This window comes from Listeria grandensis FSL F6-0971 (assembly GCF_000525835.1).
Classification (GTDB): Bacteria; Bacillota; Bacilli; order Lactobacillales; family Listeriaceae; genus Listeria_A; species Listeria_A grandensis.
Genome location: NZ_AODD01000006.1, coordinates 1 through 20,844, shown reverse-complemented (window position 1 = coordinate 20,844; position 20,844 = coordinate 1). Strand labels below are relative to the sequence as shown.

At 41.0% G+C, this 20,844-nt stretch carries 17 protein-coding genes, 2 tRNA genes, 2 rRNA genes, 1 other RNA gene and 5 pseudogenes; 2 read left to right on the top strand and 25 right to left on the bottom strand.

Annotated elements, in window-relative coordinates:
* Positions 1 to 22: 22 nt before the first annotated feature.
* The 7 genes and pseudogenes from PGRAN_RS05360 to PGRAN_RS05330 form a co-directional block, all read right to left on the bottom strand.
* Positions 23 to 990 (bottom strand): annotated as a pseudogene (locus PGRAN_RS05360) (tRNA dihydrouridine synthase).
* Between the two features lie 114 nt (positions 991 to 1,104).
* The gene (rpsI, locus tag PGRAN_RS05355; RefSeq protein ID WP_036065752.1) at positions 1,105 to 1,497 is read right to left on the bottom strand and encodes a 30S ribosomal protein S9; all 393 of its coding nucleotides are present in this window, start codon (positions 1,495 to 1,497) and stop codon (positions 1,105 to 1,107) included.
* A gap of 21 nt (positions 1,498 to 1,518) precedes the next feature.
* Positions 1,519 to 1,956, bottom strand: coding sequence for a 50S ribosomal protein L13 (gene rplM / locus PGRAN_RS05350; protein WP_036065750.1), 438 nt, complete (start codon positions 1,954 to 1,956; stop codon positions 1,519 to 1,521).
* A gap of 245 nt (positions 1,957 to 2,201) precedes the next feature.
* Positions 2,202 to 2,942, bottom strand: a complete 741-nt coding sequence (gene truA, locus PGRAN_RS05345; RefSeq protein ID WP_036065748.1) for a tRNA pseudouridine(38-40) synthase TruA — start codon at positions 2,940 to 2,942, stop codon at positions 2,202 to 2,204.
* A gap of 15 nt (positions 2,943 to 2,957) precedes the next feature.
* On the bottom strand, positions 2,958 to 3,755 hold the full coding sequence (locus PGRAN_RS05340) for an energy-coupling factor transporter transmembrane component T family protein (RefSeq protein ID WP_036065747.1): 798 nt from the start codon (positions 3,753 to 3,755) through the stop codon (positions 2,958 to 2,960).
* Positions 3,752 to 4,624 (bottom strand): energy-coupling factor ABC transporter ATP-binding protein, encoded by an 873-nt coding sequence (locus PGRAN_RS05335; RefSeq protein WP_036065746.1) that lies wholly within the window; start codon positions 4,622 to 4,624, stop codon positions 3,752 to 3,754. Before PGRAN_RS05335 ends, PGRAN_RS05340 begins: the two co-directional genes overlap by 4 nt.
* Positions 4,600 to 5,439 (bottom strand): energy-coupling factor ABC transporter ATP-binding protein, encoded by an 840-nt coding sequence (locus tag PGRAN_RS05330; protein WP_036065745.1) that lies wholly within the window; start codon positions 5,437 to 5,439, stop codon positions 4,600 to 4,602. The genes PGRAN_RS05335 and PGRAN_RS05330 overlap by 25 nt, the downstream gene beginning before the upstream one ends.
* Before the next feature lie 513 nt (positions 5,440 to 5,952).
* On the opposite strand from PGRAN_RS05330, the pseudogene PGRAN_RS05325 reads away from it, so the two are divergent.
* A pseudogene (locus PGRAN_RS05325) lies at positions 5,953 to 6,847 on the top strand (acetamidase/formamidase family protein).
* Between the two features lie 47 nt (positions 6,848 to 6,894).
* Here the strand turns inward: PGRAN_RS05325 and PGRAN_RS16220 are convergent.
* The 8 genes and pseudogenes from PGRAN_RS16220 to PGRAN_RS17210 form a co-directional block, all read right to left on the bottom strand.
* Positions 6,895 to 7,386: a DNA glycosylase AlkZ-like family protein gene (locus tag PGRAN_RS16220; protein WP_051998432.1), complete on the bottom strand. Its 492-nt coding sequence runs from the start codon at positions 7,384 to 7,386 to the stop codon at positions 6,895 to 6,897.
* Between the two features lie 23 nt (positions 7,387 to 7,409).
* Positions 7,410 to 7,973, bottom strand: coding sequence for a DNA glycosylase AlkZ-like family protein (locus PGRAN_RS16215; RefSeq protein ID WP_051998431.1), 564 nt, complete (start codon positions 7,971 to 7,973; stop codon positions 7,410 to 7,412).
* A gap of 83 nt (positions 7,974 to 8,056) precedes the next feature.
* Positions 8,057 to 8,171 (bottom strand): 5S ribosomal RNA (gene rrf / locus PGRAN_RS05315).
* A gap of 687 nt (positions 8,172 to 8,858) precedes the next feature.
* The gene (locus PGRAN_RS05310) at positions 8,859 to 9,605 is read right to left on the bottom strand and encodes an ABC-2 transporter permease (RefSeq protein WP_036065743.1); all 747 of its coding nucleotides are present in this window, start codon (positions 9,603 to 9,605) and stop codon (positions 8,859 to 8,861) included.
* Positions 9,586 to 10,218 carry an ATP-binding cassette domain-containing protein gene (locus PGRAN_RS05305; RefSeq protein WP_036065742.1) on the bottom strand — a complete coding sequence of 211 codons (633 nt, stop codon included), beginning with the start codon at positions 10,216 to 10,218 and terminating at the stop codon, positions 9,586 to 9,588. Before PGRAN_RS05305 ends, PGRAN_RS05310 begins: the two co-directional genes overlap by 20 nt.
* A gap of 98 nt (positions 10,219 to 10,316) precedes the next feature.
* Positions 10,317 to 10,889, bottom strand: coding sequence for a hypothetical protein (locus PGRAN_RS15535; RefSeq protein ID WP_051998430.1), 573 nt, complete (start codon positions 10,887 to 10,889; stop codon positions 10,317 to 10,319).
* 396 nt (positions 10,890 to 11,285) lie between these two features.
* Positions 11,286 to 11,936 carry a hypothetical protein gene (locus PGRAN_RS05295; protein ID WP_036065741.1) on the bottom strand — a complete coding sequence of 217 codons (651 nt, stop codon included), beginning with the start codon at positions 11,934 to 11,936 and terminating at the stop codon, positions 11,286 to 11,288.
* A gap of 63 nt (positions 11,937 to 11,999) precedes the next feature.
* A pseudogene (locus PGRAN_RS17210) lies at positions 12,000 to 12,143 on the bottom strand (site-specific integrase); the annotation flags it as partial.
* Here PGRAN_RS17210 and PGRAN_RS16205 point away from each other — a divergent pair.
* Positions 12,142 to 12,399 (top strand): annotated as a pseudogene (locus PGRAN_RS16205) (tyrosine-type recombinase/integrase); the annotation flags it as partial. The pseudogenes PGRAN_RS17210 and PGRAN_RS16205 sit on opposite strands and share 2 nt — an antisense overlap.
* Positions 12,400 to 12,533: 134 nt before the next feature.
* Here the strand turns inward: PGRAN_RS16205 and ssrA are convergent.
* The 10 genes and pseudogenes from ssrA to rrf (PGRAN_RS05250) form a co-directional block, all read right to left on the bottom strand.
* Positions 12,534 to 12,901, bottom strand: a transfer-messenger RNA (tmRNA) gene (gene ssrA / locus PGRAN_RS15990).
* Between the two features lie 154 nt (positions 12,902 to 13,055).
* Positions 13,056 to 13,520, bottom strand: a complete 465-nt coding sequence (smpB, locus tag PGRAN_RS05290; RefSeq protein WP_036063106.1) for an SsrA-binding protein SmpB — start codon at positions 13,518 to 13,520, stop codon at positions 13,056 to 13,058.
* A 15-nt stretch (positions 13,521 to 13,535) separates the two neighbouring features.
* Positions 13,536 to 15,892, bottom strand: a pseudogene (gene rnr, locus PGRAN_RS05285) (ribonuclease R).
* 27 nt (positions 15,893 to 15,919) lie between these two features.
* Complete coding sequence (locus PGRAN_RS05280) at positions 15,920 to 16,666, bottom strand: alpha/beta hydrolase (RefSeq protein WP_036065740.1); 747 nt, start codon at positions 16,664 to 16,666, stop codon at positions 15,920 to 15,922.
* A 208-nt stretch (positions 16,667 to 16,874) separates the two neighbouring features.
* Complete coding sequence (secG, locus tag PGRAN_RS05275) at positions 16,875 to 17,105, bottom strand: preprotein translocase subunit SecG (RefSeq protein ID WP_036065738.1); 231 nt, start codon at positions 17,103 to 17,105, stop codon at positions 16,875 to 16,877.
* A 118-nt stretch (positions 17,106 to 17,223) separates the two neighbouring features.
* Entirely contained in the window at positions 17,224 to 17,670 is a 447-nt protein-coding gene (locus tag PGRAN_RS05270) for a carboxymuconolactone decarboxylase family protein (RefSeq protein WP_036065872.1), read from the bottom strand.
* Between the two features lie 187 nt (positions 17,671 to 17,857).
* Complete coding sequence (locus PGRAN_RS05265; RefSeq protein ID WP_036065737.1) at positions 17,858 to 19,984, bottom strand: immunoglobulin-like domain-containing protein; 2,127 nt, start codon at positions 19,982 to 19,984, stop codon at positions 17,858 to 17,860.
* A gap of 444 nt (positions 19,985 to 20,428) precedes the next feature.
* Positions 20,429 to 20,501 (bottom strand) — tRNA-Thr (locus tag PGRAN_RS05260).
* Between the two features lie 35 nt (positions 20,502 to 20,536).
* Positions 20,537 to 20,609, bottom strand: a tRNA-Asn gene (locus PGRAN_RS05255).
* A 10-nt stretch (positions 20,610 to 20,619) separates the two neighbouring features.
* Positions 20,620 to 20,735, bottom strand: a 5S ribosomal RNA gene (gene rrf / locus PGRAN_RS05250).
* Between the last annotated feature and the right edge of the window lie 109 nt (positions 20,736 to 20,844).

Below are 20,844 nucleotides of genomic sequence, written 5' to 3'. Positions count from 1 at the left end.
AGGATTTTTTGTTTTTCCAATACTAATTTTCAGTGATACTTGTGAAATCGGCTAAAACCCGTCGAACCTCTTCTGTCGATTTCGTATTCATCAATTGGATTCGCAGATCATTGGCACCCGGAAAACCTTTAACATAAATTTTAAAGAAGCGATGCAATCCAACAATGGAGCGCGGAACAAGTTCTGCAAACTGATCTTGTAAATCAAGTTGTAGTTGCAGCAGTCCAAGTAATTCTTGCGCCGAATGCTCTGTCTTCACTTTTTCAAACGCATATGGATTCTTAAAAATCCCTCGACCAATCATAATCCCATCCACGCCATACTGTTCCGCCAGTTGCAAGCCCTTTTCACGATCAGGAATATCCCCATTAATCGTAATAAGTGTGTTAGGCGCGACACGATCACGAATCGCCATAACTTGAGGAATCATTTCCCAATGAGCGTCGACTTTACTCATTTCCTTGCGCGTCCGTAAATGAACCGATAAATTCGCAATATCTTGCTTGAGCAAATGCGTAATCCACGCTTCCAGTTCATCCAACTCTTCATACCCAATCCGTGTTTTAACACTAACCGGTATCCCGCCAGCTTTTGCAGCCTCAATCAATTCCGCAGCCACTTCCGGACGCAAAATAAGACCACTACCTTTTCCACGACCAGCAACATTCGGAACCGGGCATCCCATATTAATATCTACACCTTTGAACCCCATATTTGCCAATTCAATACTCATTTCCCGGAAAAATTCAGGCTTATCCCCCAAATATGAGCCACGATCGGCTGCTCGTCTTCCGTAAAAACTAAGCGCCCACGCACACTTTCTTTCCCATCCGGATGACAAAAGCTATCAGAATTCGTAAACTCCGTGAAAAAAACATCCGGCGAACCAGCTTCTTTTACAACGTGCCGAAAAACGACATCTGTCACATCTTCCATCGGTGCTAAAACAAAAAAAGGCTTTGGCAACTCCGTCCAAAAATTATTTGTCATTCTAGAATCTCCATTTCATTTTGATAGCACATCTTTCCCAACTTCCAAAGAGTAAAAAAACACTCTCCAATTACTTGGAAAGTGCCTTTTTGAATGTCGATATATAAAAATATATTAACGTTTTGAGAATTGAGGTGCACGACGTGCGCCTTTAAGACCTGGTTTCTTACGTTCTTTCATACGTGGGTCACGAGTTAATAGACCTGCACGTTTGAGTGGAGAACGGTAATCTGGTGCAACTTGTAGCAATGCACGTGAAATACCGTGACGGATTGCGCCAGCTTGACCAGTATAACCACCACCGTTTACGTTTACTAAAACATCATAGTTTCCTAGAGTTTCAGTCGCAACTAATGGTTGTTTAATAACTTCGCGAAGAGCCGCGAATGGAATGTAATCTTCCCAATCTCTACCGTTTATAACTACTTTGCCATCGCCTGGTACTAAACGTACACGAGCTACTGAGCTTTTACGACGACCTGTTCCATAATATTGTACTTGAGCCACTATATTTCCCTCCTCTTCTAATTATCCGCGTAATTGATACACTTCTGGTTTTTGTGCTGCATGTTCGTGCTCAGCGCCACCATAAACGTGTAATTTCTTGAAAATTTGACGTCCTAAAGAGTTCTTTGGAAGCATTCCTTTGATAGAAAGCTCAAGTAATCTCTCTGGATTGTTCGTACGTAGGTCGCCCGCTGTACGTGATTTCAAACCGCCTGGATATTGAGAGTGACGGTAGTAGATTTTGTCAGTTGCTTTCTTACCAGTTAAAGCAATTTTGCCTGCATTGATAATAATTACGAAGTCCCCTGTATCAACATGAGGAGTAAATTGTGGCTTGATTTTACCACGTAAGATTGAAGCTACTTCACTAGATAAACGGCCAAGCGGAATATCAGTGGCATCAATAACATACCAATTACGTTGTACTTCGCCTGTTTTTGCCATATAAGTCGTACGCATAATTTTCCCTCCTAGATTTTAAGAAAAATGCGATCTGTAAACTGTTCCATAGCCCACGATCTGCTTTTCGATTTGTTTTAAATTTCCATTGTTTTGTTCAACACAACAAACTTTCCGGGGCTTATTGTGGGGCAAACAATACCATAGTCAATAATACAGTCTTTACCGTAAAAAGTCAATGCGATTGGTTATTTTTTTTTCAAATGGGTTTAGATTGGAACGTTATTCACCTAAAACGCTTGATATTACTTATAGTAAACCTCCCATAAGTAAAGTCCTTGTGGTGGCGCAGTTTTTGCACCTTGCGTCCGGTCGCGTGCCTCTAAATTTGCTTTGACTTGCGCCACCGTCAACCGATCATTTCCGACATCGAGTAACGTGCCTACTAGAATCCGCACCATATTATACAAAAAACCATTTCCTTTAAAAGAGAAAATAAGCGTATCGCCTTCTTCGATAATCTCAATCGCATAAACCGTCCGAACCTTATTCTCACGACTCGACCCCGCGGCACAAAAACTTGTAAAATCATGCTCACCAGTCAGAACATCCGCTGCCTCACGCATCCGCGAAACATCTAATTTATAAGGAAAGTGTAGCGAGAAATGACGGGCAAACGGATCAAAAAACTCCGAACGCTGCACAAAATATCGATATTCCTTCCCAGCTGTCCCAAAACGCGCATGAAAATCAGCATCTACTTCCTCTACAGACACGATACTAATATCATACGGCGTGAACGTTTGCAGTGCCTTTCGATATTTTGCAGGCGGAATCGCAAGCGGCGAGTCGAAATGAATCACCTGTCCTTTTGCATGAACCCCCGTATCCGTCCGTCCAGACCCAACGATTTTCACCACGTCACCCTTATGCATCCGCAACAACGCTTTTTCAATTTCCTCTTGCACCGTTCGCCCATTTGGCTGAATCTGGTATCCCACAAACTCCGTACCGTCATACTGAATCACTGCCTTAAATCGCTTCATTTGTCACACCTCTTCTTATGATCGCAGCCAAACCAACATTGCCGTCACAACAAACATCATCACTAACAAAAATGTATCCGAAAACCGCCACGCAAGTAGTCTAAACTTCGTCCTGCCCTTACCACCACGATATCCGCGTGCTTCCATCGCAATCGCCAAATCCTCTGCCCGTTTAAAAGCACTGATAAATAGCGGCACGAGTAGCGGCACAATCGCCTTCATCCGCTCCTTGATTGGCCCGCTAGAAAACTCCACACCTCGTGCTTTCTGTGCCTTCATAATTTTTTCCGTCTCGTCCATCAATGTGGGAATAAAGCGGAGTGCAATACTAAGCATCAGCGCCAACTCATGCACTGGAAAACGAACATATCGCAATAATGCTAGCATGCTTTCAATCCCATCCGTCAGCTCAATCGGACTCGTCGTAAGCGTCAGCAACGTTGTCATAAAAATGATCAACACGAACCGCGCAAAAATCATCGCCCCATTCATCAAGCCAAGACTCGTCACATGAACCGGTCCCCATTCAAAATACGTTGTCCCACCCTGCGTAAAAAACACTTGCAACAGCAACGTCAAAATAATCAACCAAAACACCGGTTGCAGTCCTTTAATAAAGAACATAAATGGCACACGTGACGCAAATAATAAACTGAGTACAAACACAAATAATAACGCATATGTAAGCCAGTTATTTGCTAAAAATACAATCACTATAAAATACATCACCGCTGTAATCTTAGCCCGCGGATCGAGCCTATGCAACCATGATTCGCCGGGGATAAACCGACCGAGAATCATTTTCTCCATCATTCGCTCGCCACACCCTTCCCGAGATGCGGAACCATTTCGCCCACCAATTCATCGATCGTTAAACACGTCTTGCCAAACTTCACGGCAAACCGTTGTTCAAAATGGCGTTGAAAATGCACCACATCCGGAACCGATAGCCCCAAATCCGTCAATTTATCCGGATTACTAAAAAGCTCTCTCGGCGTCGAAACTTGCTCCACCGTTCCGCCTTTCATCAGCACCACTTTTTCCGCATAGGTCGCCGCGTCCTCCATACTGTGCGTCACAAGAACTGTCGTCAATCCCTTCGTCCGGTGCAGCGCTGCAAACATTTCCATGATCTCCTTGCGCCCATTTGGATCAAGCCCCGCCGTCGGTTCATCAAGCACCAATACCTGCGGATCCATCGCCAAAACGCCCGCAATGGCCACCCGACGCATCTGACCACCAGAAAGTTCAAACGGTGAACGCATCAAAATTTCCTCTGTCAATCCAACCTCCACGATCACCTTGCGCGCTCGTGCTTTAGCTTCCTCCTCTGGCACACCAAAATTCAGCGGACCAAAACAAATGTCCTTTTCCACCGTTTCCTCAAATAGCTGTGCCTCTGGAAACTGAAATACAATTCCCACACGCTTACGTAGCTCACGTAATCCTTTTTGTTTCTCGCCAGCCTTAATCACACGATCACCGAGCGTCACTGTTCCTTCTGTTGGCAATAACAAGGCATTCAAATGTTGCAGCAACGTTGATTTCCCAGAGCCAGTATGCCCGATAATCGCCGTATAACTTCCCGAATCGATTGCCACATCCACATGTTGAAGTGCGCGCGTCTCAAAGGGAGAATTTTTCTGATAACAAAAACCTACTTGTTCGAATGTAATGTCCATAATTGATCCATCAACGCCCCTTCCATCAAGCTTCGATCTGCGAGTGTGACTCCTGATTGCTCTAAATTTTCCTGTAGCAAGGTTATAAAAGGGACGCCCAGTCCGATCCGACGCATTTCATCCGCCTGCGCAAAAACTTCTTTTGGCGTGCCTTCAATATGTAGCGACCCCTTATTCATCACGATTACCCGGTCAGCCAGAACGACCTCATCCAAATCATGCGTAATGGAAATCACCGTAATGGCCTCGCGCTCCCGCATCACGCGAATCGTTTCCATCACCTCAGCCCGGCCTCGCGGATCAAGCATCGACGTCGCCTCATCTAAAATAATCACATCTGGTTGCAAAGCAAGTACCCCTGCAATCGCCACACGCTGTTTCTGACCGCCTGAAAGACGCGACGGCTCGTGTAATGCGTAACCTTGCATGCCAACCTCATCTAGTGCACTCTCCACACGCTCCACCATCAACTCATGCGGTACACCATGATTCTCAAGTCCAAAAGCCACATCATCTTGCACCGTTGCCCCAACAAATTGGTTATCCGGATTCTGAAATACCATGCCAATCTGTTTTCTAATTTCCCAAATCGTTTTTTCCCCCAGTTTGAAATGGCCGATTTTCACCAAACCATCCGTTGGAAACAAAAGCCCATTTAGCAATTTTGCAATCGTCGACTTCCCTGAGCCATTATGCCCGACGAGCGCCAACCATTCGCCCCTTTTTACCGTAAAAGAAACATCGTTCACCGCAAAATTATCTTCATCCTCATATTTATAACTCACGTGATCTAATTTCACAAAATCCTCCGACACCACGCCCACCTCACTCTCACACGATCCTATTCTCTGCCTATTATAGTACAAAAAAACACCTCACGCAAAGAATGGTTTTCCTAGCGTTCCCAATCGCAATCATTTTCAAAATCTCTCAAAAAGGCCTAAACAGACGTAGTGAAGGAGTGTTCAAATAAAGAATGAGGAATTTTTAATGCGGTTGACCATCGCAAGCGCACTCATTATGATTGATCCCTATCCAGACTACTACAGACAAAAAAATAGGACTAAAATCAAGCTTGTTTTCACGTTTTTCTCATTTTAAAACCTGCAAAGAAGAACTCAGAAACGGCATCACTCCAATATTTCCAAACTTCTCCTGGCCCTCTAACCAAAAAAATGGAGAAAAGCAAACAATCTGACTCAAACTGTTCACAATATGTCCATGTACATCAATTTACGGAGATGCTATACTTTATCAAAGTAATCAAATAATATAATTATTTCTTATTGCTTGAAGTACTACCATTAAAAAAGAAAGGAGAAAATTAAATGCATCCTGTGATGAAACAACACGTTATTTATGCGATGGATAAGAATACCAAACCGAGTATGACAGTCGATAACGGCGCAGTAATTACCGTTGAAACCTTTGACTGCTTTGAAAACCAAATTAAAACGGAAGATCAGCCTTTCCATCAACTTGATTGGAACAAAATAAATCCAGCAACTGGCCCCATTTTTATAAATGACGCAGAGCCTGGTGATATTCTGGCTGTTACTATAGAGAAAATTCAATTAATTGGAAAAGCGACCATGCTAACGGGCCCTGGCCTAGGCGTACTTGGTGATGAATTGACAAACAATACCATCCGACGCCTTCCAATTCTAAATGACAAACTTATTTTTGCAAGCGATATTGCTATTCCATTAAACAAAATGATCGGCGTTATCGGCACAGCACCAGTTGGTGATCCGATTTCCTGTGGCACACCAGACGCACACGGAGGCAATATGGACTGCAAGGAAATTAAAGAAGGCGTAACATTATTCCTTCCTGTTAACGTCTCTGGCGCCCTTCTCGCTCTTGGTGACGTCCATGCCGCAATGGCCGATGGAGAAGTATCTGTTTCAGGCGCAGAAATGGCTAGCCAAGTCACGATCCGCCTCCAAGTTGTAAAAAATAAAAAATGGCCAACAACCGAGCCTCATTAGCGAAGATAAGATCATCACGATTGCTTCCGCTCCAACGCTCGACGATGCCAGTCGAATAGCAACTAAAAACATGGTACAACTTTTAGTAGATACAAGCACAATTACAGCTACTGATGCCATCATGCTATTATCACTAGCCGGCGACCTTCGAATCTGCCAAGTTGTCGACCCAAACAAAACGGTACGCATGGAATTACCACTCCAGTACTGGTCAGAAAATCCATTTTTATAAAACCATCACACAATCAGCATTCTTAGCAGTGGAGTCTGATTGTGTTTTTATTCGTATTTGATACCTGCTAAATCTTTCTGGAGGAATAATGCTAACCGCTCTGCCTCAAGCGCGATTCTTTTCCGATCACGTACAGAAATCCGACTAAAACAATAGCAAGTAAACTGAATCTTCGTTCCTTTGATCAAGTATCTCCAAGTCCCACGAATCTCCCCATCAATCAAGATCACCGCCTCGATATGTCCCGCCGTTCGCCAGATTTCCTTTTGATACATAGCATCCGCAAACCAGCCCTTGTCCGCATAACTCACAAAAAGCGGATCAAATTTCCCCAACAATTTCACCTGAGAAATCACATTTTGTCGCTCCAAATAAAGCGCCTCCTCAGGAATATAATACATTTTCCCAGCAACCTCAAACCGCTCCAAGTTCCCTTCCATCCTTTTAAAAGCGTCCAAGAAAGCATAATTTGGCAAGCCGCTCCAATGCTTGAAATCCTCTAACGTAGCCGGCCCGTAGCAAGAAAAATACCGATACAAAAATCGATCAATCGCGGACTTGTCTATACTCTCTTGCCATGCTGCAAGCGACGCGTCATCGATCCACTCCCTATGCGCATAAAACGCGTTTTTGGACTCTCCGGCACAGCATATATTTGCCCCCTCAAAGAAGCTTCAATCAAAACGCCACCCCAAGTCATCAATTTCTTAGCTTGATCTCCCATCAAATCCGCCAATTCTTCTTTCGGGACAAAGCGCTTCGATTTCCCAAGACTATCCATTTGCTCCAAAAGAAGATCGAGATCCACCCCCAATTCCTCACAATGTTTTCGAACCCACGTCCTTCTCGGCGCATAAATCGCGCTTAAGTTTTTCCAATCTTCAGGAATATAAAGATGCACGGTTGTTCGCTGTCCCCACAACTTAATGATTTCGTTATCATCATATTTCCCTTTTAAAATATCCTTATCCAATTCACCCAGCCGATGAAACAGACTAATCTCACCAAACTGCTGATACTGTGCCTGTATACCAATCAGCGCCTCCACACACTCATTCACTGATCCAAAAGCATTGCCTAAACCGGAGTTTGCAATACGAATATTTTTAATACTAACTAAATCCAATTCGCCATCTCCATTCCCATTTTTAAATCACAAAAAAATAGCCTACAAATCCGTTACGATTTCATAGACTATTATGCAACTTTGCCTGGCAACGATCTACTCTCACAGGGGGAAGCCCCTACTACCATCGACGCTGAGAAACTTAACTTCCGTGTTCGGGATGGGAACGGGTGTGACCTTCTCGCAATAACCACCAGACTATATTTAATTACTAATCAGGTTGAAACTAGTAGCCTGTTATGAATCATCTGATCCGAACTGGTAAACCTTGATTACTTGAACTATAATACCATGTTTGGAATACGTTGTAAATACTTATTTTTTCATTTAAACAATCACATTAGCGCTGCATACAGTAAAACACCTCAAAAGTTAGACCGAACATCTAATTTTTGAGGTGTTTTCTAGGAATTTCTTCATATTCCCTGTTTTATGGAGACGGTGACCGTATAACCCGTTCATCAAAGGTACTCGTACCAATGGTTGTACTATCCCATAAATCACTCTTGTGGCAAATTTGTGGCAAATGATTTTAGCACTGCTTTTTCTTTAATAACTGCTTTTTATAATTCTCAATTAATCCAATTCCACTTGCATCAGATGCTTTAGGCAAGATGCCTAGCTTTCTATATTTTCAATCATTCAACATAGTCATACATTCTTGCAGCAACTTAGTGGAAATCATTCCAATATTATCCGATTCAAAGTTTAGGACATAACCTTTTTTCATTCCACTTGTAAGAAATAATTGTAAACACAATACACACAGTTATAACAATCAAGTAACCAGCTATAATATTTGTATTCACTCCTGATACCACTTCCATTGTTGAGGCTGAGGTATTGTATATTTTAGATATTGTAAGAAGCATCAAGTTTTTCAGATCATAACCGCCCAAATTTGGTACAATAAACATGTATAAAAATAACATGACTATGCTTACTAACGTTGAACGAATCAGAATGGTTAGTGTGAAGAAAAAAAGTTCCAAATAAAATAAAAACTAATGACTGATAAAAAAACTGTAAGGGTAGTTTCGACAAATAGTTCACACTTGTATTAGGCTGAACACCTGCTAATAAATTAAATAAATACTGTACTCCTATCGAAAGCAGTATTGTAATCAGAGCAGTAGCGACAGCAACAATCGCAATAGATATAAGCTTACTAAAATAGAAAGATTTATAACCTCTTAATAATAACTGATTTTTAATCGTTCTATATTTAAAATCAAAAAAGGCAACATGACAGCTATATACTCCAAAAAGAATGGGTAAGATTATAATTGCAATAGATGTAAAAATTTGATTGGGCGCATTTAAGGGGTTTAATGCTACTTTTGCCGCGATAACACGGTAATAATCATATTTTAATGCATTGCTTATCTCTTCCGAATTACCATCCTTCTTAATCTTCAACTCCTCTGAAAGTGCCTGCTTCAAGGTAATTCCATCTTGTTCATACGTCTCCATTGTTATATCAAATCGATTTTCTTTTTGATGGAGCGAACTGTATTGTGTATAGCTAGAAAATACACACATCACAATAAGAGATATAAATAATGAAATAAGATATTTTGCCTTCCATTGATAAAATAATTGCATCTTTACACTAGCCCACATACTTTTCATATACGCTCTCCAAATCTGTAAACTTATTTATATCAACATGAATTAGTTGCATATCATTTATTACAAAAACTTCATCCAAGATTTGATTATAAAAATCAAATTGATGCCCACATACTAAAACAAGCATTTTATCTTTGCATGATATTAACAAATTTTTAACTTTCTTTGCCGTTTCATAATCCAAACCATTAGATACTTCATCCAATATTAGCATTTCTGGCTTTGTAAATATGGCAATAAAAATAGATAGAATCTTTTTTTGCCCTAGTGAATACGATCCTATTTTTCTATCTAGCACGCTATCATCTATGTACTTCAGTAGCAATACCCGCTCCTCTTGTTCTAAATCTCTTCCAACCAATAATTTTATATTATCATATGCATTTAAATTGCTATACAATTGTGACTCATCAAAAACGGCTGCAATGTTTACAGGCTTGATAATCTCACCTAAGTAATCTTCAAAACCCATAATACAATTAAAAAAAGTGGTCTTTCCAGCTCCATTTTTCCCTAGAAAAAAAATAATACCTTTGGAATCAAGTTTTAAATTAAAACCTGCTAATATTTTTTTATTCTTATAATGCTTTTCTAAATTAATAATTTCTAGCATTTTACCACTCCACTAATCAATATTTTAAAAAGTAGTGCAGTTGCAAATTTAAGAATACACATTGCAACTGCCTCACTTAATCGAACCTTAAAACCTTTTTATTTCAGATAACCAGAGCCGTTGGATTTCACTCTGTATTGATCTGTTTTATCAAATGCGCTGAAGGCAAAATCTCCCCACGGACTTGGCGTTCCAATTTTATATGTTTTTGTGCCTCTATAATCCCTGTATCCTGTACCAGTGGCAACGATTTTGATTCCTTTTTTTGAAATAATATTTGGGAAAATATAGCCAGCTTCTTGCCACTTACTATTTTCCGACACTGTAACTCCATTATATTTATAACTTATATTATCTCTACACCACGCAGCAAAGCCACCTCTTTTATAAGAATAAGTCTTATTTTTATAAGCTGCTGCTCTAAGTAGTTGGACGTTTGAGGTGGTTGGTGCATCTTCGCTTACAATCTCTTCTACCCCTACACTATCAATTTCAGAAATTGCTTGGGAGGCATCCACATCGAATTGGTTTGTTTCTACTGATAGCATTACATCTTCCAAATTTTCTTCTGCATGGGCATTTAAAGCTGGGGATGCAACTGTAAATGCAAATGAACAAGACATTGCTACCGCTAACATTTTTACTTTCTTTTTGCTCAATACTTTCAACATAATACATTCTCTTTTTTTTTCTGTATTTTACAATTTTGAGTATATAATGATTTCATTGATATGTCAAATGTTACGTAAATATGAAAAATATTAGGGTTCTGTAGGTTTTGAAATCAGAAAAATAGTAATTTTTATAATCTATTTTTCACAATGGCTTATCTATTCATACTTTTCTATTTCTAAGTTTTTAAAGATGAATTTTAGTTATTCCCCAGCCTATTTCCTTGCCGACATTCTTCATTTTTAAATCTTTGGTTGCTTTCCTTTTCAGTGCATTATTTTGTTGCCCTGATCTTTTGCCCTTACATTGTTATATTCTTCTTCCAATCATACCATATTCTGCATATAAAAAAAGCCCCTATCTATTGAAAAAAGATAAGAGCTTTGCACATTCTTTTATTTGATTGTTGCACCCGTGGCTAAGCTAGCGTAAATTTGCACCCTTCCAAACTGAGATGTTTGGATTTCATACACATCCGAACCACGTTTTTTTAGAATGGTATAGCTTAATCCCCCAAACTTTGCTGGTTTTAAGAAGGCTTTCGTGTTCGCTTTAACAGGACTAACCGTAAGTCCATAAATCCGCCATGTGCTCGCTGTAGCTGGTAAATAGACCTTTTTGGATGTCACAGGTGGTACAACTGTTGTCTTCATCACCTCGACATCTCGGTTGTACACCCACGAGTTAATCCCTGAGAGTCGCACGCGATCTGCTTTCGTTTGTAAAATTGTGTATTGGCTACCTTTAATAAAGGCTGGAATAGCTTGTCCCGTAGCGTACTTTTTAGCACTTGGCAAGACCTTCACTTTTGCACCTACCACAATGTTACTTGGCACGTTTGGTTTTGGTGTTTCTGTCACTGGGGGCGTGCTTGGTGAAACAATGGTATCCCCTCGATATTTAGCTTTCAAATCCTTTTTTAGTTGTGTCATGGATACACCATTTTGTTTTAACCACGCGATTGGGTCTTGATGGTTCGTGCCTCCGAGCTGATCACTCACCACATTAATAAATTTTTTATTTCCTACAATTGATACAAAACTCATATTTTCACACACCTCTCTGTATCCAATTGTACCAAACATAGTTCTATATAAACAATTACCTATTTACAAATTAAACTTCAACATCTTACTGTCTAACTCATCCTGCTGTATACCAATATAAATTAATGTTTCTTTTTGATCTTTATGATTAAATATTTTTTGAAGAGATACAACATCCTTAAACTGTATATAGAAGTGATAACCAAATCATGCCTTAAACAAAACACTAAAAAAATTCTGCGGTAAAATTAATGTTGAAACAATAACAAGTCATGGTTTACGACACTCTCATGCATCCATACTTTTATACAGGGGCATAAATATAAAATATATATCTAGACGTTTAGATCACAAAGATATTATAACTACGTTACAAATCTATAGTCATATAATTGATGAACTTGAACAAAAAGAATCACGATTAGTGGATGATGTGATGGAACAATTATACGATGTTAGTTGAAAAAGCGTGGCAAAAGTTTTTCATTTCTATCATTTTCTATCCTTTTTATAAAAAAAAAAACACCCCTAAAGCGTCTCATATCAACGCCTCAAGAGTGATTTCCTCCTAAACAATATTCTTCTTTAAACTTCCAAAAATGGAGACGGTGGGAGTCGAACCCACGTCCAGAAATAACGGCACTTAGACTTCTACGAGCGTAGTCGTCGTATTAGGATTTCGCATATACATCAGCCCGACAACAGGCTTCCATAAAGCTAGTCTGATTCATCTCTTCTTCCAAGCCCCAGACGGAGACTTGAAATCGTATCCCACTTCATTTGAGACCCTTACCGTAGCACATGGGCGATGCACGGAGGATCAGCTATCGACTGTTCTTAGGCAGCGAAAGCTAGGTTATTATTAGTTTTGCCAGTTATTATTGGCTTTGACGTTTGTAACGAGGCCGATCCCCCCGACTCGCAATCCAAGCTCGAACTATCCCTGTCGAATCCGTAACGTCCCCGTGATATAGCCGCTCAAACGGCGTACCACGAGAAAAATGCTTCCTTTTGCGAAACACCAAACGTGACAGTAACTAATATTATACACGAGAGGCTCACAAATGGCAAATTACAGCCAATCACGAGCGGCATCTCACCCACAATAGTCTCCGAAACTTATCGTTGTCTTTCTTTAAACGCCCGCTCCACATCACGCTTCGCTTCTTTGCTCTTCAAATCTTGACGCTTATCATATTTCTTCTTACCTTTCGCCACACCAATCAACACTTTAGCATAGCCATCCTTGATGTACATTTTCAGCGGAATAATCGAGTACCCCGCCTCTTTTGTCTCACCGATTAACTTGCTAATCTGCTTCTTGTGCAACAACAACTTGCGCGTCCGAAGCGGATCATGATTATAGCGATTTCCCTGCTCATACGGACTAATGTGCATATTATGCAGAAAAATTTCACCGCGATCAATTCGCGCATACGCATCCTTCAAATTCACGCGTGCATTACGGACCGACTTAATCTCCGTTCCCTGAAGCACAATCCCAGCTTCAAAAGTCTCCTCAATCGCATAATCATGACGCGCCTTCTTATTTTGCGCTAGTAAACGTCCATCACCTTTAGGCATGATACATCTTCCCTTCTAACGGCGCGGCTTCTTTGGCTTCGTGCCCTTCGCCACACCTTGGTAAAATGGTTTTTTCTTTTTCTTCTTCGGTTGGCCGGACCATTCGTTATCTTGCTTTTCCTTCTTGCTAGACGAGTCCTTATCCTTCCGTTTTTTATCACCACTTGGGCGGTTTTTCTTTTTCTTGAACGACTTCGAGACTTCGAGCTGCTTCTTATTCCGCTTAAAGCCTGGCGTCTCCTTACCAGGACTACGAAGCGCAAAATCGATTTCGCGGTGATCTACATCAACCTTCGTTACTTCGACCTCGACCTCATCACCAATCCGATAAACTTGGCCCGTACGCTCACCGATCATCGCCAATTGATTTTGATGGAATTGGTAGTAGTCCGTCTTCATCGTGCTCACATGAACAAGACCCTCGATCGTATTTGGCAATTCAATAAACAGACCAAAATTCGTCACCGAACTAATAATCCCTTTAAAAATTTCACCAACCTTGTCCACCATATACTCCGTCTTCTTCAACTCATCCGTTTCACGTTCAGCCTCCACCGCACGACGCTCCATTTTAGAAGTGTGCTCTGCGATCTCAGGAAGGCGTTCAGCCCATTTTGCGAGCGTACCCTCATCAATATCCCCGTGAATCAAATACTCGCGAATCAGGCGGTGTACGATTAAATCCGGATACCGACGAATCGGCGACGTGAAATGCGTATAGTATTCCGTTGACAAACCGAAATGCCCTAAATTCGCCGTATCATACTTCGCTTGTTGCATCGAACGAAGCATAATCGTCGAAACCACCATTTCCTCCGGCTTACCTTTTACTTCTTCCAAAACTTGCTGCAAAGCCCGCGGATGAACATCATTCGCCGTTCCCTTCACAATCAAGCCAAAGTTCGTAATAAACTCGAAGAAACGTTGCAACTTCTCTTCCCGCGGATTTTCATGAATACGGTAAATAAACGGTACCTGCATCCAGAAAAAATGCTCCGCAACAGTCTCATTGGCCGCTAGCATAAATTCTTCAATCAGGCGTTCACCAGCCGAACGTTCCCGCGTCACAACACCCGTTGGACGACCTTCATCATCCACACAATGCGTGCCTCTTTAAAATCAAAATCAATGGCTCCACGCGCGTCCCGTTTCTTATTCAGAATACGCGACAAATGATGCATCTCCTCAAGCATTGGGACAATCGCGGCATACTTCGCGCGTAAGTCCGCATCCTCAGAGACTAAAATATCATTCACATCCGAATAAGTCATCCGTTCCGTAGTCTTAATCACACTCTCAAAAATTTCATGCGAAACAACCGTCCCCGTCTCATCAATCTCCATCTCACAAGACATCGTAAAACGGTCCACATGCGGATTTAGCGAACAAATCCCGTTCGACAGACGATGTGGTATCATCGGAATAACCCGGTCCACTAAGTAGACACTCGTTCCCCGATCAAATGCCTCACGATCAAGCGCCGAACCTTCCGTCACATACGAACTAACATCCGCAATATGTACACCTAATTTATAGTTGCCATTGGGAAGTTTCGTCACCGTCACCGCATCATCAAGATCCTTCGCATCCGCGCCATCAATCGTAACAATGACCTCATCACGCAAATCGCGTCGCGCCCCAATCTCACTTTCCGAAATCTCTGCCGGAACCGCATTCGCCTGCTCCATCACCTCATCCGGAAACGCAATCGGAATCCCATGCTTATGAATAATCGATAGAATATCAACACCCGGATCATTACGATGGCCAATAATCATTTTGACAATCCCTCGTGCACGGTTGCGTCCCTCAGGATAATCCGTCAATTCCACGATCACCTTATGTCCATCCACAGGTTTCAGACCACTTTCAAGATCCACCTCCACCTGACCAAATGTACGTTTATCATCAGGAATCACGATCGGGTCCCCAATCAAATCCTCCATATAAGTTCCAACAATTTGCGACGTCTTCCGCTCCACAATTTTGTGAATGGAGCCCTCCGCTAAGTTGTCACCCTTAATCTTCGTAATATTAGCAAAAACAATATCCCCATTCATCGCATTATTCACCTGCGTTGGCGGGATAAAAATATCATCCATCTCTTGTTCCTCAGGAAGCACAAATCCAAACCCCTTCTCATGTGCCCGGAAAGTCCCTTTCACAAAATCAAGTTCCTCTGGTAAAGCATAACGGTTCTTCTTCGTCCGAATCACATCCCCGCGATCCTCCATCGCAACAAGCGACTTCACCATCGCCTTAAAATCATCCGCATCTTGCAACGCCATCTCCACCTCTAAATCATCCAGTGAAAACGTCTTTTTCGGTGATTCCTTCATAAAATCTAAAATCTTATCTTCTATTTTCTTCATTGTTTCCCTCCTCTCTCTTCATAAAACTTAAACATGCCAATCCAGCGTATCTAAAAAGGCCAAAATATCATCTTGCAACTGCGCCTTTTCCTTATCGATCGTAATAACATGTCCAGAATTCTCGTACCATTTCAGTTCCTTTTGATCTGACTCTACCTTATTATAAATCAATTCCGCACCATTTACATCCACCATCTGATCTTTTTTTCCTTGAACAACCATGATTGGCGCATAAATCATGTCCATCTGCGGAATCACGTCCTCGATCTCATCCTTCAATTTTGCAATCGTATCCATTGGTGCATCCTTGTATGCCAACATCTCCGCATCGATCTCGTCCGGCGTCTTCCCCTCATACTTCTTGTAATTACGCACATAATCCAAAAAGCCCTGAATAATCGGCGAGGAACTATCCATCCGCGTCGGCGTACTCATCGCAACAATTCCCTTAAGCGGCCGATTAACCCCTAGCTTCAACGAAAAAAGCCCACCAAGCGACAGCCCAGCCACCGCAATCTCCTCGTAGCCAAGCGATTTCAAGCGATCATAAGCCGCGAGCACATCCTGCCACCAATCATCAGGTCCCGTCGTCAGAAGCACATCAGGCGACACACCATGCCCCTTATACTGCGGCGCATAACACGTATAATTATTATCCTGCAAAAACCGCCCCAACATCCGCACATCCGCCGAACTTCCCGTAAAGCCATGCAACAACAATACCGCACGCTTTCCCGTCTCAAATAAAAATGGCTCTGGCGCCTTCATCTTCATATCAAAAAATCCCCTTCATTCTAAAAATATCATTACATCCAGTGTACCGCCTCCGCATCTAAATTTCAAAAAGAAGGTGCTAGAGACTTATCAAGCTTTGAATATGGTTTCCCTGCGCTCACACTCATTTAGGGCTATACTCACTACAGCCCCATCAACAAAAAGCTCCACCCAAAAAAATTAGGTGGAGTCATCATTGCTTTTGAAATTACAAGAAAAATCCTAAAGCAATCAATATTGCGAAGAAGATAACCGCTAAAACGATCGTTGTGCGATGTAATATACGCTCAAGTCCTCTTGCCTTTTGTTTACCAAATAGTTCTTCTGCTCCACCAGAGATAGCTCCGGATAACCCGTTACTCTTACCTGGTTGAAGAACAACTACGATTATTAACAATATAGATATAATTACAAGTAAAATTGTTAACGCTGTATTCATGCTCTTTCCTCCTAAAACCGTCCTCATTTTGACTACCTTTTATGATAGCATATTTTGCAAAGAAGGTAAAGAGTAAAAAGAGGATTCACCATTAAAAACGGTAAATCCCCCCATTTTTTCATTTATCGGCTTTTGGTTGCAAACGGCTCATAACCCCAAGTCTATTATATGCATTGATCGTCGTAATCAACAAATACAACTCGCCAATTTCCTTCTCATTGTAATACTTCTCAAGTTCCACATAAACCTTGTCTGAAACGCCGTGCTGATGAATAAAAGTTACTTCCTCAACCAGTTCCAGAACCACGCGTTCCTTATCCGTATAAAACGGAGCCTCACGCCAAGCATTCACACCTATAACACGTTGCACTGTTTCGCCATTCTCCAATGCTTCTTTCGTATGCATATCAATACAAAACGCACAGTGGTTCAAGCTCGACGCATAAACTTTAATCAATTCTTGTAACTTCTTCGGAATGCTACTTTCCCGTCCAAGCGTATCAAGCTTACCGAGCAATGCATAAACTTCTGGATTTTCTTTCATAAGATTAAAACGTGCACTCATTTCAACATTCCCCTTCCATCCCGCTACATAATGCAATTTTCCATATATCACAAAACACTAACCCTCCAGTATGTTTCCATTCAACATCTATATAGTACCAAAGGTGTCTCCATGATAGCACATTTCAATACATAGGTAAAGCGCCCAAAAGCTGTGTAAAGAGTATTAGCCAAGTCACTAATATCAGTTATTTAATAGCTGTTTTCATACTTAATATCACGTTTTTTGTATCTAACAATTTACCAGACTTATCAAAAGCTTCCAGTGAAACTATATCTCCGACTTTCTTAATTTTATCGATAGCATAGAATTTAAAAGTGCCATCACTATGGAATGTTCCGCCCTTATAATTCACGCCATTTACCGTCAGAATAATTGATTTCACGTCATGCGTATATGTCCCTATAAGATTTTTATCACCGATTGTAAATATGCCTGGCGTCACCTCTCCACTCGTTGTAACATTCGCAGCTTTCACCATCACTGATTTCGTATCTAGCACTTTGTTCGCCTTATCCAAAGCCTGAATAGTCACAATATCATCCACCGTTTTAATTTTATCTAGAACATAGAATTTGAATTCACTTTCACCATGGAATGTACCACCTTTATAACTCGTACCATTGACAGTGACAATAAATGATTTCACATCATGCGCGTATGTCCCCGTAATATTTTTATCCCCAATCGTAAAAGTAGCTGGTGTCACGTGCCCTTTCGTCAAATCAACACTAGATTTCAGCACTACGCTCCTCGTATCCAGCAACTCATTCGAAGCATTGTAGGCATTCACGATAACCTCACTTGTCGCAAATAGGATCTTATCAAAAGTATAAAATTTAAATTCGCCATTGATCACCGTCCCACCTCTGTACTCCTTACCATCAATTGTAACTGTGATAAATGACACATATCCTACGTATGTCCCCGTCACATAACGATCAACACCCAAGACATAATCGTGTGTCGTTATTTCCCCCTGCATTTCATCCTGCTTATTTAAAAGTGACTTTGCAATATCAAGATAGGATTGTAGCTCTTTTTTGAGTGCCCCGTCACGCACACCATCTACTAACTTCTGAACTTCCGCAATCGTGTCTTGATTCGTTGTCGCTTTAACTTGGTTCGTCAACGGATCATTATTCACAAACAGTTCCTGCACGGCTTTTGTCGCAGCATCCTGCTTCTCTTTTTCCAATTGTGCAGCCATTTGCTGGTTTAGCAACTCCTGAGCGTTATCTAAATCGGCTTGCAATTCCATTTTTTTAGCAATATCAGCCACTTCATTAATCGCCTTCTGAGCTTCATCTATTGCTTCTTGCTTGGTTGTCTCCTTAATGACATTGGCAGAAGGAGCATTATTCAGAAATAGCTCATCTACTAATTTTCTGGCCTCAATCTCCTTCATATGCGCATTATACTGATCTAACTCCCTTTTACCTAGCTGATTTTTAGCCACATCTACACTCGCCTGCAATTCCCCTTTTTTCACTATATCTGTGATAGCATTAACTTTGTTCTGTGCATTTTGGATAGATTCTCCATCTGTTGTCTCTTTAATAATTCCTTCTACATCCCCATTTTCAAAAAGCTCTTTTACGATTCTAATCGCTTCATTTAAGTCTGTTACATCTACTACCCTAAGGTTTTTTATATTAAATTCTTGCCACTCCTCGCTTTTGTTAGAATAAACGCGATTTCCAATGCTTGTTTTATCAGATACAGCTGTAAATTCTACTTGTCTTGTATCTCCCTCAGGATTCATCAAATACGAACTAAGCAAAGCTCTGCGACCAGCATATATGTTAGCCCCATTATAGACCGTATACCCCATTTGATCAACGCCCGTATGACTGCTCTCTATCTGATACTCATGTCCTGCAATGGTCTCGATTGTTTGCCCAATCATCAACACATTGTCAGCTTTCACATAACCACCAATTTCTCCAATCGGCAAACCATTTTTTAATTTAATATTTTCATTCGTCGTTAATGTATTTCCATCACTATCAATTACATTTCTCATCATGATAGCTTTATTATTCACAATCACGGCTGTTTCATTTTTAAACAGCTTCCAACCTGCTACATCCGTGTCCGCCGCATCAAAATGAAATGCAGGATTTTCTAATAAATTCCCCGTTGCTTTTTGCCTATTATTATATTGCTCTGTTGTTTCATCTGGCTTGATTGGAACATCCTGTACCGCCTGAACTCCGTTTGTAAACGTACTAAATGGTGCTGTAATAGTCGCTCCTATAACTGATACTACTGTCAAACAGCTTACTAATTTTTTGATTCCCCAGCTTTTCATAAAACATTCCTTCTTTCCTCTTTTTTATAAGCAGAAGTTCCGTTCTCATTACATAAAATCGCAATAATAAGTGCAAAAATATGTAACCGTTGTCATTGTGAGTTACTCACAAAACACGAAGCATTAATATGATGCATCTATAGTTTTATCTTTCTAGATGATATATTTAGTATATTACAATAATTATGAATAGTTTTCTAAATATGTGGAGAAAGATCCTATTTTTGTGAACTTTTTTCGACTTTCCCAAAATTTTATTGCTTAGTCATTAAAAATTGGGAGGAATTACTCCCTTCGTCTTCAAAATCTACTGATGAGTGTCTAAAGAAATTCGGCCTAACCTTCAATAATTTGGATACAAAAATCGGTGACCAAATGCTGACCAGAACAAAAAAGGAGTCTAACGGGAAACCGTTAAACTCCTTGGTATATCATTTTCTAAAAAGCTTCCAACCAGATTCGAACTGGTGACCTCTTCCTTACCATGGAAGTGCTCTACCTACTGAGCTATGGAAGCAGTAGCACGTAATATTCCCTGGAACAAAAATAAGGCTCCACAGGCAAGACTCGAACTTGCGACCGATCGGTTAACAGCCGATTGCTCTACCAACTGAGCTACTGTGGAATAATACATTGCCCGGCGACGACCTACTCTCACAGGGGGAAGCCCCCTACTACCATCGGCGCTGAAAAGCTTAACTTCCGTGTTCGGGATGGGAACGGGTGTGACCTCTTCGCCGTAACCACCAGACAATGTGTGACTAACTGAAAGAACGCGGTTCTCTCAAAACTAGATAAGAAAGTTGGTCTGTGCGTGACCGTTCGTGCCCGAGTCTCTTACTTCTTTGGTTAAGTCCTCG